The following is a 13,929-nucleotide window of genomic DNA, read 5'->3' on the forward strand; positions in this document are numbered from 1 at the left end:
GGTATCGTCGCCTTGATGGCTTGTGGGCACGTCCAGTTGGCAGGCACGTGAAAAGGGGCGGCACCCCTCGCGGGATGCCGCCCCCTTTGCCGCGACCTCAGGCGAGGTCGAAGCGGTCCGCGTTCATCACCTTCGTCCAGGCGGCGACGAAGTCATCCGCGAAGCGCTGCTGGCCATCGGCCTGGCCATACACTTCCGCGATCGCCCGCAGCTGGGAGTTGGAGCCGAACACCAGGTCCACCCGCGTCGCCGTCCACTTCACCTGGCCGGTGGCGCGGTCACGCCCCTCGAATTCCTGCGCGGCTTCGGAGGTCGGCGTCCAGGCCGTCCCCATGTCGAGCAGGTTGACGAAGAAGTCGTTCGTCAGCGTGCCCGCGCGCTTGGTGAAGACGCCGTGGCTGTTGGGCCCGACATTGGTGCCGAGCACCCGCAGCCCGCCCACCAGCACCGTCATCTCCGGCGCCGTCAGCCCCAGCAGCTGGGAACGGTCCACCAGAAGCTCCTCCGCCGGCAGGGCGAAGCGGGTCTTCAGGTAGTTGCGGAAGCCATCGGCTTCCGGCTCCAGCACCGCGAAGCTCTCGACATCCGTCTGCTCCTGCGTCGCATCGCCCCGGCCCGGCGCGAAGGGCACGGTGATGCCGAGGCCGGCGCGCCGCGCCGCTTCCTCGATCGCCGCGCCACCGCCCAGCACGATCAGGTCGGCCAGCGAAACCTGCTTGCCACCGCCCGCGCTGGCGTTGAAGGCCTTCTGGATGCCTTCCAGCTTGCCCAGCACCACGCTGAGTTCCGCCGGCTGGTTCACCGCCCAGTCCTTCTGCGGGGCCAGCCGGATGCGCGCGCCATTGGCGCCGCCCCGCTTGTCCGACCCGCGATAGGTGCTGGCGGAGGCCCAGGCGGTCGTCACCAGCTGGGAGATCGACAGCCCGGAGGCCAGGATCTGCGCCTTCAGCGTCGCGATGTCGCCGGCATCCACCAGCGCATGCGTCACCGCCGGCACCGGGTCCTGCCAGATCAGGTCCTCGGCCGGGACGAGCGGGCCGAGGTAGCGGACCTTCGGCCCCATGTCGCGATGCGTCAGCTTGAACCAGGCGCGCGCGAAGGCATCCGCGAACTGCTCCGGGTTCTCATGGAAGCGCTTGGAGATGGGCCCGTAGATCGGGTCCAGCTTCATCGCCATGTCGGCCGTCGTCATCATCGGCGGGTGGCGCTTGGACGGGTCATGCGCGTCCTCCACCAGCGTCCAGGCCGCGCGGTCCTTCGGGTGCCACTGCTGGGCGCCGGCGGGGGACTTGTGCAGCTCCCACTCATGGCCGAGCAGCATGTCGAAATAGCCCATGTCCCAGGTCGTGGGCTTGGGCTTCCAGGCGCCCTCGATGCCGGAGGTGATGGCATCGCCACCGACGCCAGACTTCCAGCTGGACAGCCAGCCGAGGCCCATCGCCTCCATCGGCGCGCCCTCGGGCTCACGCCCCACATGCTCGGCCGGGCCGGCGCCATGCGCCTTGCCGAAGGTGTGGCCGCCGGCCACCAGCGCCACCGTCTCCTCGTCGTTCATCGCCATGCGCGCGAAGGTCTCGCGGATGTCGCGGCCGGAGGCGAGCGGGTCCGGGTTGCCGTTCGGGCCTTCCGGGTTCACGTAGATCAGGCCCATCTGCACGGCGGCCAGCGGCGTGGCGAGTTCGCGGTCCCCGCTGTAGCGCTTGTCACCCAGCCAGGTGTCCTCGGCGCCCCAGTAGATGTCCTCCTCCGGCTCCCAGATGTCGGCGCGGCCGCCGGCGAAGCCGAAGGGCTTCAGGCCCATGGATTCGATGGCGCAATTGCCCGCGAAGATGAACAGGTCGGCCCAGGAGATGCGGTTGCCGTACTTCTGCTTGATCGGCCACAGCAGGCGGCGCGCCTTGTCCAGGTTGCCGTTGTCCGGCCAGCTGTTCTCAGGCGCGAAGCGATGCGCGCCATTGCCGGCGCCGCCACGGCCATCGCCCGTGCGGTAGGTGCCGGCGCTGTGCCAGGCCATGCGGATGAAGAAGGGGCCGTAATGGCCGTAGTCTGCCGGCCACCAGGGCTGGGAGACCTTCATCAGCGCGAAGATGTCCTGCTTCAGCGCCTCGACGTCGAGCTTCTTGAACTCCTCCGCATAGCTGAAGCCCTGGCCCATCGGGCTGGACTTGGTCGAGTGCTGGTGGAGGATCCTGAGGTTCAGCGCATTGGGCCACCAGTCGCGGTTCGATCGGCCGCCGAAGGTCGCATGCTTCGCCACGCCATGCGCGGCACCATGCATGACGGGGCATTTGCCCGCACCCGTCCCACCATGTCCGTCCATTCTGCTCTCTCCGTTTACTTGGCCGTGCCACTGCCCCAGGCCCGCTGGCGGGCATGCGGCGTTGCGTCAGCCTAGTCGCCTCGGCGCATAGACGGAAGCGAATTGGTTCTACCGCTTCGATAGATCGTGACTATAATGTCAGCCTGCCTGTCTCGATGATGCCACACCGATGAACCTGCGCGACCTCCGCTACCTCCTCGCCGTCGCCGAGCACGGCCATTTCGGCCGCGCCGCGGAAGCCTGCGGCATCAGCCAGCCCACCCTCTCCGTCCAGCTCCGCAAGCTGGAGGAGCTGCTCGGCGTCACGCTGTTCGAGCGCGCGAGCCGGTCCGTGGTGCCGACCGAGGCCTGCGAACGCCTGATCGGCCATGTCCGGAGCGCGGTGGCGGAGGCCGATACCATCCTCGATGTCGCGCGCAGCCTGCGGGACCCGCTGGCCGGGCGCTTCCGCCTCGGCATCATCCCGACGCTGGCGCCCTATCTGCTGCCGCTCGTCTTCGGCCCGCTGCGGGATGCGCTGCCGGCCCTGGCGGTGGAGCCGTGGGAGGACCAGACCGCCGCGCTGCTCGATCGCCTGCGCGCGCATGACCTGGATGCGGCGCTGCTGGCGACGGAAGCCGACGGCGCGGATCTGGCCGGCCTGGCGCTGTTCACGGAGCCCTTCCTGGCCGCCCTGCCCCCCGACCACCGCCTGGCGGGGCGGGAGGCGGTGTCGGAAGCGGAACTGGCCGGGGACATGCTGGTGCTGTCGGACGGCCACTGCCTGCGGGACCAGGTGCTGGCGGCTTGCGGTACCCAAGGGGGGAACCAGGCGGGGGGCCAGACGGGGCCGCTGGGCGGCACTCTGCGCGCGGCCAGCCTCTCCACCCTGCTGAACATGGTGGCGGCGGGCTACGGCACCACGCTGGTCCCGGGCCTGGCCGCCGGGGTGGCGCAGGATGCGGGGCTGGTGCTGCGGCCGCTGTCCACGCCCGCCGGCCGCACCATCCGCATCGTCCACCGCGCCAGCTACCCGCGCCGCGCGGCGGCGGAGGCGGTGGGCGGTGTCATCGCCAGCCGCCTCCGCCATTTCGCCACCCCCTGATCACCCGAGCCCCGCGAAGCTCACCCCCGGCGCCGGCAGCGAAGCCGGGTCCGCCGCCAGCGCCATGCAGGCACCCGTGAAGAAGCGGCAGAAGCGGTCCACATGCCGCCCCGTGCCGATGGGATACTGGCAGAGCTTCCAGCGATTGCCCTCCGAACCCTCGAACCGCAGCGACCCCGCATTGTAGGCGGCCGCCACCAGCGGCGGGTCGAAGCGCGTCCGCGCCGCCTGGCGCCACATGAACGCCATGCCGGCGCGCAGCGAGAGGGAGGGGTTCTCCAGCGCCGCCAGCGTGATCGCCTCATCGCCCAGCACCTCCCGCGCCGTGGAGAGCAGCGTCTGCATCAGCCCGACCGAGACGCGCCGCGGCGTCAGCGCGGGGTCCACCGGGTCGCAGCCCGGCTCCAGCCGTCGCGCGGCAGGCAGGCCGCCGGATTCCGTGCAGATGGTCGCCACCACCAGCTCCACCGGCACGGGGAAGCGGGCGGCGGCGGTGGCGATGGCATCGGCGCGGTCGCGCAGCACCCGCGCCGCCAGCGCGGCCTCGGCCGGGGACGGCTTCGCCAGTTCCCCATCCACCTCGATCCCCCCCGGCACCAGGCGCCAGGGTATGCCGCCGGGAAAGCGGGTATGGGGGGTGCGGAGCGCGGCCAGCGTCGCGGAGTCCAGCACCGAGGCCAGGCCCGTCGCCAGCGCCCCGGCCGGCCGGGGGTCTCCGTTCAGTGCCGCCCAGGTGACGGGGCCGAGGACGCCATCCTCCGCCAGGCCGCGGCGGCGCTGGAAGGCCATCACGGCGTCCCGCGTCGCGGCGCCGAACAACCCATCCGGCTTCAGCCCCGCGCCGGCGCGGTCATTCAGCAGCCGCTGGGCGCGGAAGATGTCATCGCCCCGCATCATCGGCTGGGTGAACCAGTAGCTGCGCGCCAAAGGGGCGGCCGAGGCGGCAAGGGTATCGCTCATCAGGGGCATCCCGGGTTCTGGGCCGCGCGCAGGGCGGCAAGGGCCGCGCGGCGCTGGGCGATGCGGTCATCGATCGGCGGCAGGCCGGGGGCGGAGGCCGCGTCAGCGACATCGGCCGCCACCGCCGCCAGCGCGCCGCAGCGCCCCGCCGGCGGGACATCACCCGCCAGCAGGCGGTTCAGCCCGACGCCAGCCCGGTAATGCGCGGCCAGGCCGGCGGGCAGCGGCGCCAGCGCCGCCAGGATCGCGTCATTGTCGGCGCGCCGCGCCGCCGCCACCGCGCGGTCCCGCCGCGCTTCCAGCGCATCGGCCAGCCGCAGGGCGGGTTCCACCCGTTCCGCCGCCGGGGCGTCGGCGGGGGTCAGCGAATCGGCCTGGCGGAAGGCAGCGATGGCGCAATCCGCCCGGCCCTGCCGCGCGCAGGCGGCGCCGCGGGCCAGCCAGAGCGTGGCGCAGGCGCGGTCCCGCACTGCGCAATCGAAGGGCCGGTCGGCCATGGCCTGGGCCACCGCGGGGTCCCGCCGCACCGCGCCGGCCAGCGTCACGGCCTCCCGCGCCGGTTCCGGCGCGCAGGCGGTGAGGAGGAGGAGGGGAAGGAGGATCGCGCGCATCTCAGCCGCTCCACCCTTCCAGGCCGGCGGGGGGCGGCGGTGTCCGCGCCGCCCCATCCCTTGCCGCGGCCTGCACGAAAGCGGGGTCGCCGAGCCTGGCGGAAACCCGCGCCAGGGTGGCGGGATCGGCGCGGCCCAGCGCCTCCGTCATGTAGACCAGGCGCTCGATCTCGGCCGCCACGCGGCCATCCTGGCGGGCGGCGCGCACCGCCATGGCCAGCGCCCCGGTCGGGATGCTGGCGCCGGCCACCGTCACGGGCGGCAGGTCCAGCCCGGCCAGCGCCGCCGCGCCGGTCATGGCGGCGCGCAGATCCTCGATCGCATCGGCCAGGCCATCCGCATGGCCCTGGAAGGCGGCCCGCAGCGCATCGGCGCCGGCCCCGCCCACGCCGCCCGCCAGGATGCGCGCCGCCAGCGCGCCCGGCGCTTCCGGCGGCGTGCCCGCCACGGCTTCCCACACCGCCAGCGCCAGCGCCGGCTCCACCGTCCCGTCCCGCGCCAGCACCGCCATCGGCGGGCACCGCAGCAGCGCCGCGGCCGCGAGGCCGGCATCCACCACGGGCGGCAGCAGGCCGAGGTCGAGCGGCGTGTCCAGCATGGCAGCCTTCCAGCGCTCGAACCTCTCCCGGTCCCGCACCAGGCCGATGCCGCCCACCACCACGGCAGCGACAAGCCCGGCGGGGCCGGCACCCCCCATCAGCCCGCCCAGCATCCCCGCCAGCTTCGTACTGTCCACCGCCGCGCGCCCGACCGTCGCCATGGCATCGGCCACCGCGGTGCCGACCGGGCCGATCTCGCCCATCTCCCGCAGCGCCGCGCCGGCTTCCTCCGCCAGCCGGCCGATGCTTTGCGCATCCGCCTGGCCGCCCAGCACCGGCGCGATGCGGCCGAGCAGCCCATCCACCCGCGCCAGCGCGCGATCCGCCCCCGCCAGCGCCCCGCTGCCGACGCCCCCGCCCCCGCCGAGCGTGCCGACCGCCGAGACGACGCCGCGCAGCGCCTGCAACTGGCCCTGCACCTCCCGCAGCCTCGTCTCCAAGCCCGGCTGCGCCGACGGGGGAGGGGCGTCGGCGGCCGCGGCACTGGTCATGCGGTCTGCCGCGCCCGCCGCCAGCCGCGCGGCATCCGCCGCCGTCTCCGCCACTTGCCGCGCCTGCTCGCCGCTGCGGGCCGCGAAATAGAAGGAGATGACGGCGCCGATGAAGCCTGTCACCGCCTCCCCCGCATCCAGGCCGAGGGGGCCCTTGAGGGCCAGCATCAGGAAGCCCAGCACGATGATGAAGATCGAAAGCAGGGCGCGGATCGACCCTTCCGGCACGCCGAGCGGCAGGTCCATCAGCCGACCGGTCAGGCGCGGGCGCTCCGCCTCCGCCACGCTGCCGGCCCTGGCCTGCATCTCCCGCGCCAGGCGGCGGAGCATCACCCAGGACCCCGCGAGGAACAGCACCAGCACCAGCACCACCCCGGCCGCCGCGACGGGGGATGGCGCCATCATGGGGCTGCTGGCCACGGCTTGGGCCGTGCTGGCCGCGGCCAGAGCCGACGCCGTGCCCGGCGCCGAGAGCAGGGCCAGCGCCACCGGCACGAGGCGCGGACCGGGGGATTTCGCCGGATCGGATTGAGACAGGACCATGCCGCCACCTCCTGAGGAGCTGCGGCGGACTTAAATCCTATCTATCGAACAAAGCAAGAACAAAATCCTCACGCATCGAATCGCGGGGCGAATGCCTTGCTGTCAGGCGCTTGCTGTCAGGCCCTCTCTGTCACGCCGGGGCGGCGGCGGCGCGGGACTTGCGGGGCGGTTCCTGCAGCGGGCCGCCATTCACGCGTTCCCGCAATTCCTTGCCCGGCTTGAAGTAGGGCACGGCCTTGCCGTCCACCGCCACGGCGGTGCCGGTGCGGGGGTTGCGGCCCGTGCGGGGGTCGCGGCGCTTGGTGGAGAAGGCGCCGAAGCCGCGCAGTTCCACGCGATCGCCGCGCGCGAGCGCGGTGATGATCTCGTCGAAGATCGTGGTGACGATCAGCTCGACGTCGGGCTGGCGGAGATGCGGGTTCGCCGCCGCCAGGTGGGTGATCAGTTCGGACCGGGTCATGGCAACCCTGAAGCCTTCTCCCTCATTGCGCTCAAGGCTGCCAAAGCGCGCGCACGCGGTCAACGCCAACCCATTCATTCACAAGGCCTTTCGTGAAGGCGCCAACGAATGCCCCGAAAGTGCGCTCGGTGAAGGACCGGGTCTCGATCTCCCGGACGGGCAGGACGGAGGGAATCGCATGGGTGGCCGCCAGCCATTCGCGGGCCTCGGGTTCCCCGCCGATCGCGTCGATGAGGCCGAGGGACAGCGCCTGGCGACCGGTGAAGATGCGGCCATCGGCCAGGGTGCGCACCGCCGCGACCTCCATCTGCCGCCCGGCCGCGACCATGCCGACGAACTGGTCATGCAGGTCCATGATCACGCGGTTGAGCTCCGCGCGGCCTTCCTCCGTCAGCGGGCGGAAGGGGCTCGGCTGGTCCTTGAAGGCGCCGGAGGCCACCGTCTCCGCCCGCACGCCGAGGCGCGCCATCAGCTCCGTCGCCTCGAAGCTCTGCAGGATGACGCCGATGGAGCCGGTGACCGTCGCCTCCCGCGCGAAGATCCGGGCGGAGGGCAGCGCGACCATGTAGCCGGCGGAGGCCGCGGTGCCGCCCATGACGGCGACCACCGGCTTGTCCGCGGCGAAGCGTGCCAGCGCACGGTGCAGGCCCTCGCCCCCCGCCACGCTGCCGCCGGGGCTGTCGATCGCCAGGATCACGCCGCGGACGGAGGGATCGCGCCGCGCGCGGTCCAGTGCCTCCAGCATCTTGCGGTCGTCGCCGATGAAGCCCTGCAGGCTGAGGCGGGCGAGGTGCTGGCCGACGCCCCCCGTGACCATCGCCCGGACATCGGGCTGCCAGGCGACCACCACGGCCACCGCCGCGACGGCCAGCACCGCGAGGGTGCGCCAGAGGGAGAGGCGGCGCTTCAGGCGCCGGCGGTCGAGGAGAAGGTCGGCATCGAGGGGCATGGCTGTCAGATAGGGCCGGCGGGCGGCGACGGCCACTCCGCAATGTGCCCGGCTTCCAGGTATCGCGGGACTTTCGCGACCTCCGCCATCACGCGGTGGCGCGCCCGGGCATCGAGGTGCCAGGCGCCGCGGCGGACGGGGCCGTACTCGACGGCGCGGCAGCGCTTCTCAGGCGCCGGCCAGTGGCGGTGCAGCGTCATGGCGTAGCGGCGGCCGGTGCAGAACAGGCCGATGCAGAACACCCGGCGCGCGGAAAGCAGGCCAGCAGCGGCGAGCAGGGGGAGGGAGAGGGTGACATTCTCCCCGGTATGCGTCGCCTGGTGTTCGAGGATCAGCGCCTGGCGGGGCACGCCGAGGGCTGTGATGGCGTCGGCGATCACGCTGGCTTCCGTCCCCGGCCCGCCGGGGGTCGCGCCGCCTGTGATGAGCAGGCGCGGGACGTGGCACTTGAGAAAAAGCGAAGCGGCCGCCTGGGCCATCCCGGCAACCGCGATGCGGTTGCCGAAGACGATGGCCAGGTCGGCCGCTTCTGCCGGATGGTCCAGGCAGTGGTCACGCTCGATGCGGGCGATCTCGCCCGCATCGGGCATGGGCTGCTTACTCGTCGGTGGAGCTCTGGTTGCGGCGGCGGATGGCCGCACCCAGGATGTCGCCCAGCGAGGCACCGCTGTCGGTGGAGCCGAACTCCTTCATGGCCTCGCGCTCCTCCTCCACTTCCTTGCCCTTGATGGTCAGGGCCAGGCGGCGGCCGGCGCGGTCCACGGCGGTGATCTTCGCATCGACCTTCTCGCCCACGGCGAAACGGTCGGGGCGCTGGTCGCCACGGTCGCGGGCCAGTTCGGCGCGGCGGATGAAGCCCGTCAGGACCTCGTCGACCTTCACCTCGATGCCGTTCGGCTCGATCTTTGTCACGATGCAGGTGACGACATCGCCCTTGCGGATCCGGTCCAGCACTTCCGCGGCCGGGTCGGCCTGGAGCTGCTTGACGCCGAGCGAGATGCGCTCCTTCTCCACGTCAACGTCCAGCACCTTCGCCTTGACGTTGTCGCCCTTGCGGAAGGACGTCATCGCCTGCTCGCCAGGCACATCCCAGCTCAGGTCGGACATGTGCACCATGCCGTCCAGATCCGGGCCGAGGCCGACGAAGAGGCCGAACTCGGTGATGTTGCGGATCTCGCCCTCGATCACCGTGCCGGGCGGGTTGGCCTCGGCGAACAGCTCCCACGGGTTGCCCTGCGCCTGCTTGAGGCCGAGCGAGATGCGGCGCTTCGGGCCGTCCACGTCCAGGATCATGACGTCCACTTCCTGCGAAGTGGCGACGATCTTGCCGGGGTGCACGTTCTTCTTGGTCCAGGACATCTCGCTGACATGCACGAGACCCTCGACGCCCGGCTCCAGCTCCACGAAGGCGCCGTAATCCGTGATGTTCGTGACGCGGCCCGAGAACTTGCCGTTGACCGGGTACTTGATCGCCACGCCATCCCAGGGATCGGCCATCAGCTGCTTCATGCCGAGGCTGATGCGCTGCGTCTCCGGGTTGAAGCGGATGACCTGCACCTTCACGGCCTGACCGATGGTCAGGGCCTCGCTCGGGTGGTTGATGCGGCGCCAGGCGATGTCGGTGACATGCAGCAGGCCGTCCACGCCGCCGAGGTCCACGAACGCACCGTAGTCGGTGATGTTCTTGACCACGCCGTCGAGAACCATGCCTTCCTTGAGGCCCTGGATGAGCTCGCTGCGCTGTTCGGCGCGCGTCTCCTCCAGCACCGCACGGCGGCTGACGACGATGTTGCCGCGGGCGCGGTCCATCTTGAGAATCTGGAACGGCTGCGGGCTGCCCATCAGGGGCGTCACGTCGCGCACCGGGCGGATGTCCACCTGGCTGCCGGGGAGGAAGGCGACCGCGCCGCCGAGGTCGACGGTGAAGCCACCCTTCACGCGGCCGAAGATCACGCCGTTCACGCGCTGCTGCGCGGTGAAGGACTTCTCCAGGTTCGTCCAGGCTTCCTCGCGCCGCGCCTTCTCACGCGACAGGATGATGGCGCCGTCGCGGTCCTCGTAGCGCTCCACGAAGAGCTCGATGACGTCGCCGACCTTGACCTCGGGCTTCGCACCCTGGGGGGCGAACTCCTTGAGGGGGACGCGGCCTTCGGACTTGAGGCCGACATCGACCACGGCGAAGTCGTCGTCGACGCGGATGACCTTCCCGGTGATGACGGAGCCGTGGAAGGAAGAGTTCTCGCCCAGCGTCGCGTCGAGGAGGGCGGCGAAGTCCTCGCCGGGATCGGTGGCGAGGGTGTTGGCGGTTGCCATGTAACGGTTGTTTCCCGGTCGATGCCCCGCGAGGCGGGGCATGGGGTGTGCGCCCCCGCGGCGTGTGCCACGGGCACGACCTGGCCGGCATCGGTCCCCTGGATCCGCGCGGCCCACAGTCTGATGACGGGATGACGGTCCGCCGATGCCGGCCCCGGCCAATGCGGTGAACAGCGGGCCGCTGAGCGCGTCCCCCTGGCTCCCCTTCCGCAATGGCATGGGCACCGCGGCGGCCCGAGGAGGGGCGGCGCGGTTCAGCCTTCGCCTACGCCCCGGAGGTTAAGCGAGTCAAGGGTGAATCCCGGGCGAGGGGGGCATCAGGCCGCCGCCATCCGGGCGCGGACGACGCGCAAGGCCGCGGCGTAGGCTGCTTCCGCATCAAGGTCGGTGGTGTCGAGGACGGTCGCGTCCTCCGCCGGCTTCATGGGGGCGACGCTGCGGCCGGCATCCTGGGCGTCGCGGGCGCGCAACTCCGCCTCCACCTGGTCGAGGTCCGCGGCCACGCCGCGGGCGTGGAGCTCGGCCCAGCGGCGGCGGGCGCGTTCCTCGGGCCCTGCCGTCACGAAGAGCTTGATGGGGGCGTCGGGGAAGACGACGGTGCCGATGTCCCGCCCATCCATCACGGCGCCATGGCGGCGGCCGAACTGGCGCTGCCAGTCCAGCAGCGCGGCGCGGACGGCGGGGATGGCGGCGACGGCACTCGCGGCCATGTCGGCGGCGGGGCCTCGGAGATCCGTGCGGGAGAGGTCCTCGGGCGTCATGGCACGGGCCTCGGCCTCCGCCGCCACGGCGTCACGCGGGTCGAGGCCGCGGTCCAGCACGCGGCGGCCGGTGGCGCGGTAGAGCAGGCCGGTGTCGAGGTAGGGGAGGCGAAGCTCCGCCGCCAGGCGTCGCGCCAGGGTGCCCTTGCCGGCCGCGGCGGGGCCATCGACGGCGATGACGAGGGGCGGGCGGGCGGTCATGGCGCGGCGATGGGTTCCGCGCCCGCCAAGCCATTGATCAGGCTGGCGAAACCGGGGAAGGAAGTCTCGATGAAGGCGGCATCATCCGCCGTCACGCCGCGCTTCGAGGCCAGGCCCATGACGAGGGCGGACATGGCGATGCGGTGGTCCATGTGGGTTTCCACCAGGCCGCCGCCCTCGATCGGGCCGCCGGCGCCGTGGACGATGAGGTCATCGCCATCGATCTCCACCCGCGCGCCATTGGCGACCAGCATGGCGGCGGTGGCGGCCAGGCGGTCGCTTTCCTTCACGCGCAACTCCTTCAGCCCGCGCATGCGGGTGGTGCCGGAGGCGATGGAGGCGGCGACGGCGAGGACGGGGTATTCGTCGATCATCGAGGGGGCGCGGAGCGCCGGGACATCGACGCCGCGGAGCGCGGAGGCGCGGATGACGAGGTCGGCGACGGGTTCGCCACCCTCGACCCGGCGGTTCGTCTCCGTGATGTCGGCGCCCATTTCCTGGAGGGTGAGGAAGATGCCGGCGCGGAGCGGGTTCATGCCGACGCCCTGGATCGTCACCTCCGACCCCGGGACCAGGAGGGCGGCGATGGCGGGGAAGGCGGCGGAGGAGGGGTCCCCGGGCACCACCACGGGGGCGGCGAAGAGTTCGGGCTGGCCGAGCAGTTCGATCACGCGGCCATGGCCTTCGACCTGCACATCCACGACGGCGCCGAAGTGGCGGAGCATGTTTTCGGTGTGGTCGCGGGTGGCCTCGGCCTCCACCACGCGGGTCACGCCGCGGGCGCAGAGGCCGGCCAGCAGGCAGGCGGACTTCACCTGGGCGGAGGGGACGGGCACCACATAATCTAGGGCGAGCGGGTCGGCGGCACCCTCCACCGCCAGGGGCAGGCGGCCGCCGGCGCGGGTGGTGAAGCGGGCGCCGGTGGCGGAGAGGGGGTCCGTCACCCTCTTCATGGGGCGCTTCCGCAAGCTGGCATCGCCCGTCATCACCGCGAAGATGGGATGGCCGGCGAGCAGGCCGCAGAGCAGGCGGGCGGCGGTGCCGCTGTTGCCCATGTCCAGCACATCGGCTGGCTCCACCAGTCCGCCGATGCCGCGGCCGGCGACGCGCCAATGACCCTGGCCGAGATTGTCGACCGTGGCGCCGAGGGCGCGCATGGCGGCGGCGGTGCGCAGCACATCCTCACCCTCCAGCAGCCCGGTGATATCGGTGGTGCCGACGGCCAGCGCGCCGAACATCAGGGCGCGATGGCTGATCGACTTGTCGCCGGGCACGGTGACGGTGCCGCGCAGCGGGGATGAGGGCGCGGCAGCCCTCAAGGGCCGGGCGATGGGGGCCTGGTGGGCGCTGGGCGCGAGTTCCTGCATGGCAAGGCGTTTGACATGCAGGGCGCGAAGTGGCAATCGCGCGCACCGTTTCCGCCCACCCCTCCGCCCCGGCCGCGCCCCTTCACGGGGGCCTGGTCCTGGCCTGACACGAGGCTGATGTTCCCCATGGCGAAGCCTGAACTCGGATTGAAGCGCACCTGCGTCGCCTGCGGCACGAAGTTCTACGACCTGACCCGGGCGCCGGCGGTTTGCCCGAAGTGCGGGACGGAACAGCCGGCGGAGCAGCCGCGCCTCAAGCGTGCATCGCAGGTGGCGGATGAGCGGCTGAAGAAGCGCGCCGTGGTGGCGGAGGTTGATGCCGAGGAAGGCGTCGAGGTCGAGGCGGATGACGACGCCGAGGCGATCGAGGACGCGGACGAGCTGGAAGACGACGCCGAGGCGATCGGCGAGGAGCTTGAGGTCGAGACGGACCGCGAGGAAGAGACCTAAGTTTTTTAGGTCCTTCGGGAATTTTAGGGGATTTAGGGCGGCATCAGCGGCCCTTTTGGACAAATTCCCCGCCGCCTGCATCTACCGAACCCCCGGCGCCGCAAGGCCCGGGGGTTCTGTCGTTCTGAAGGCCGAGGGACGGCCGGCGATGAGGCGGTGGAAACGGGAGAGCCAGTCGAGCCGGGACTGGCTGGGCCATGTTCGTTCCCGATGACTGAATATATTCCTGACGACCTGGAGAAGCAGGGGCTCCAGCTCCGGGTAGGGGAGGCACCAGGAGGGGGCCGGCATGGCGGAGAGCATGCCGAGGCGGCGCACCAGCGCCATGCTGGTGACGGGCAGGATGCGGGCGGCCCGCCGCCAGGCGCGGACGATCCTCCATTCCAGGCTTTTCAGCGAGGCGAAGGCCATGGGGTGGCGGGAGGCGGCGATGAGCAGGCGATCCAGCGCGCCGGAATGCGCCAGGCGGGCGAGCAGGCGATGGGCGGAGTTGGCGGGGCCATATTCGGCCGGGAGGGCGCGCCAGGGGCCGGCGGAACAGGCGACCCAGAAGATGGCGTCCATGGTGCGACGGGTGCGCTGGGCAGGGCGGCCGCGCGGGTCGGTGCGGGCGATGAGGGGGGGCGAGGGCGTGCCATTCCTCGTCGGTGAGAGGGCGGAAGGGGTGGGGGGTGGTGCGGTGGAGGGGGAAGGTGAGGGGTGGGGTGGGCATGGGGGGAGGGCCTCGCCGGGGGAGGGAGAGGCGGGGGAGTGTATAGGAAAATTATCGTATTTGCGAGATGATTCACTCCTGTCTGGTTCGGGTGGTGCAGGTGCTTAC

General features: G+C 71.9%; 13 protein-coding genes. 2 read left to right on the forward strand and 11 right to left on the reverse strand.

The window, feature by feature from the left end; all coding sequences use genetic code 11:
- Positions 1-97: 97 nt before the first annotated feature.
- Positions 98-2,320: a catalase/peroxidase HPI gene (katG, locus tag ACTIE5_RS07230; RefSeq protein WP_439549019.1), complete on the reverse strand. Its 2,223-nt coding sequence runs from the start codon at positions 2,318-2,320 to the stop codon at positions 98-100.
- Between the two features lie 169 nt (positions 2,321-2,489).
- Here katG and ACTIE5_RS07235 point away from each other — a divergent pair, with 169 nt between their 5' ends.
- Positions 2,490-3,404 carry a LysR substrate-binding domain-containing protein gene (locus ACTIE5_RS07235; protein WP_439549020.1) on the forward strand — a complete coding sequence of 305 codons (915 nt, stop codon included), beginning with the start codon at positions 2,490-2,492 and terminating at the stop codon, positions 3,402-3,404.
- Here ACTIE5_RS07235 and ACTIE5_RS07240 read toward each other — a convergent pair whose 3' ends face one another.
- The 9 genes from ACTIE5_RS07240 to aroA all read right to left on the reverse strand — a co-directional run bounded on the left by ACTIE5_RS07240 (position 3,405) and on the right by aroA (position 12,659).
- Positions 3,405-4,364, reverse strand: coding sequence for a peptidoglycan-binding protein (locus ACTIE5_RS07240; RefSeq protein ID WP_439549021.1), 960 nt, complete (start codon positions 4,362-4,364; stop codon positions 3,405-3,407).
- Positions 4,364-4,975 carry a hypothetical protein gene (locus ACTIE5_RS07245; RefSeq protein ID WP_439549022.1) on the reverse strand — a complete coding sequence of 204 codons (612 nt, stop codon included), beginning with the start codon at positions 4,973-4,975 and terminating at the stop codon, positions 4,364-4,366. The genes ACTIE5_RS07240 and ACTIE5_RS07245 overlap by 1 nt, the downstream gene beginning before the upstream one ends.
- 1 nt (position 4,976) lies before the next feature.
- Entirely contained in the window at positions 4,977-6,608 is a 1,632-nt protein-coding gene (locus ACTIE5_RS07250) for a hypothetical protein (RefSeq protein WP_439549023.1), read from the reverse strand.
- Positions 6,609-6,738: 130 nt separating this feature from the next.
- A complete protein-coding gene (gene ihfB / locus ACTIE5_RS07255; RefSeq protein WP_439549024.1) occupies positions 6,739-7,068 on the reverse strand; it encodes an integration host factor subunit beta in 330 nt (109 codons plus the stop codon).
- Between the two features lie 31 nt (positions 7,069-7,099).
- The gene (sppA, locus tag ACTIE5_RS07260; RefSeq protein ID WP_439549025.1) at positions 7,100-8,017 is read right to left on the reverse strand and encodes a signal peptide peptidase SppA; all 918 of its coding nucleotides are present in this window, start codon (positions 8,015-8,017) and stop codon (positions 7,100-7,102) included.
- Between the two features lie 5 nt (positions 8,018-8,022).
- On the reverse strand, positions 8,023-8,607 hold the full coding sequence (locus tag ACTIE5_RS07265; protein ID WP_439549026.1) for an ElyC/SanA/YdcF family protein: 585 nt from the start codon (positions 8,605-8,607) through the stop codon (positions 8,023-8,025).
- A gap of 7 nt (positions 8,608-8,614) precedes the next feature.
- Positions 8,615-10,330: a 30S ribosomal protein S1 gene (gene rpsA, locus ACTIE5_RS07270; RefSeq protein ID WP_439549027.1), complete on the reverse strand. Its 1,716-nt coding sequence runs from the start codon at positions 10,328-10,330 to the stop codon at positions 8,615-8,617.
- A 317-nt stretch (positions 10,331-10,647) separates the two neighbouring features.
- Positions 10,648-11,292 carry a (d)CMP kinase gene (cmk, locus tag ACTIE5_RS07275; RefSeq protein WP_439549028.1) on the reverse strand — a complete coding sequence of 215 codons (645 nt, stop codon included), beginning with the start codon at positions 11,290-11,292 and terminating at the stop codon, positions 10,648-10,650.
- Positions 11,289-12,659: a 3-phosphoshikimate 1-carboxyvinyltransferase gene (aroA, locus tag ACTIE5_RS07280; RefSeq protein WP_439549029.1), complete on the reverse strand. Its 1,371-nt coding sequence runs from the start codon at positions 12,657-12,659 to the stop codon at positions 11,289-11,291. Before aroA ends, cmk begins: the two co-directional genes overlap by 4 nt.
- A gap of 126 nt (positions 12,660-12,785) precedes the next feature.
- Between aroA and ACTIE5_RS07285 the strand changes: the two genes are divergently transcribed.
- Complete coding sequence (locus ACTIE5_RS07285; protein ID WP_439549030.1) at positions 12,786-13,109, forward strand: TIGR02300 family protein; 324 nt, start codon at positions 12,786-12,788, stop codon at positions 13,107-13,109.
- Between the two features lie 81 nt (positions 13,110-13,190).
- On the opposite strand, the gene ACTIE5_RS07290 is transcribed toward ACTIE5_RS07285, so the two are convergent.
- On the reverse strand, positions 13,191-13,865 hold the full coding sequence (locus tag ACTIE5_RS07290; RefSeq protein WP_439549097.1) for a transposase: 675 nt from the start codon (positions 13,863-13,865) through the stop codon (positions 13,191-13,193).
- Positions 13,866-13,929: the final 64 nt, after the last annotated feature.

This window comes from Falsiroseomonas sp., from assembly GCF_051859025.1.
GTDB lineage: Bacteria > Pseudomonadota > Alphaproteobacteria > Acetobacterales > Acetobacteraceae > Falsiroseomonas.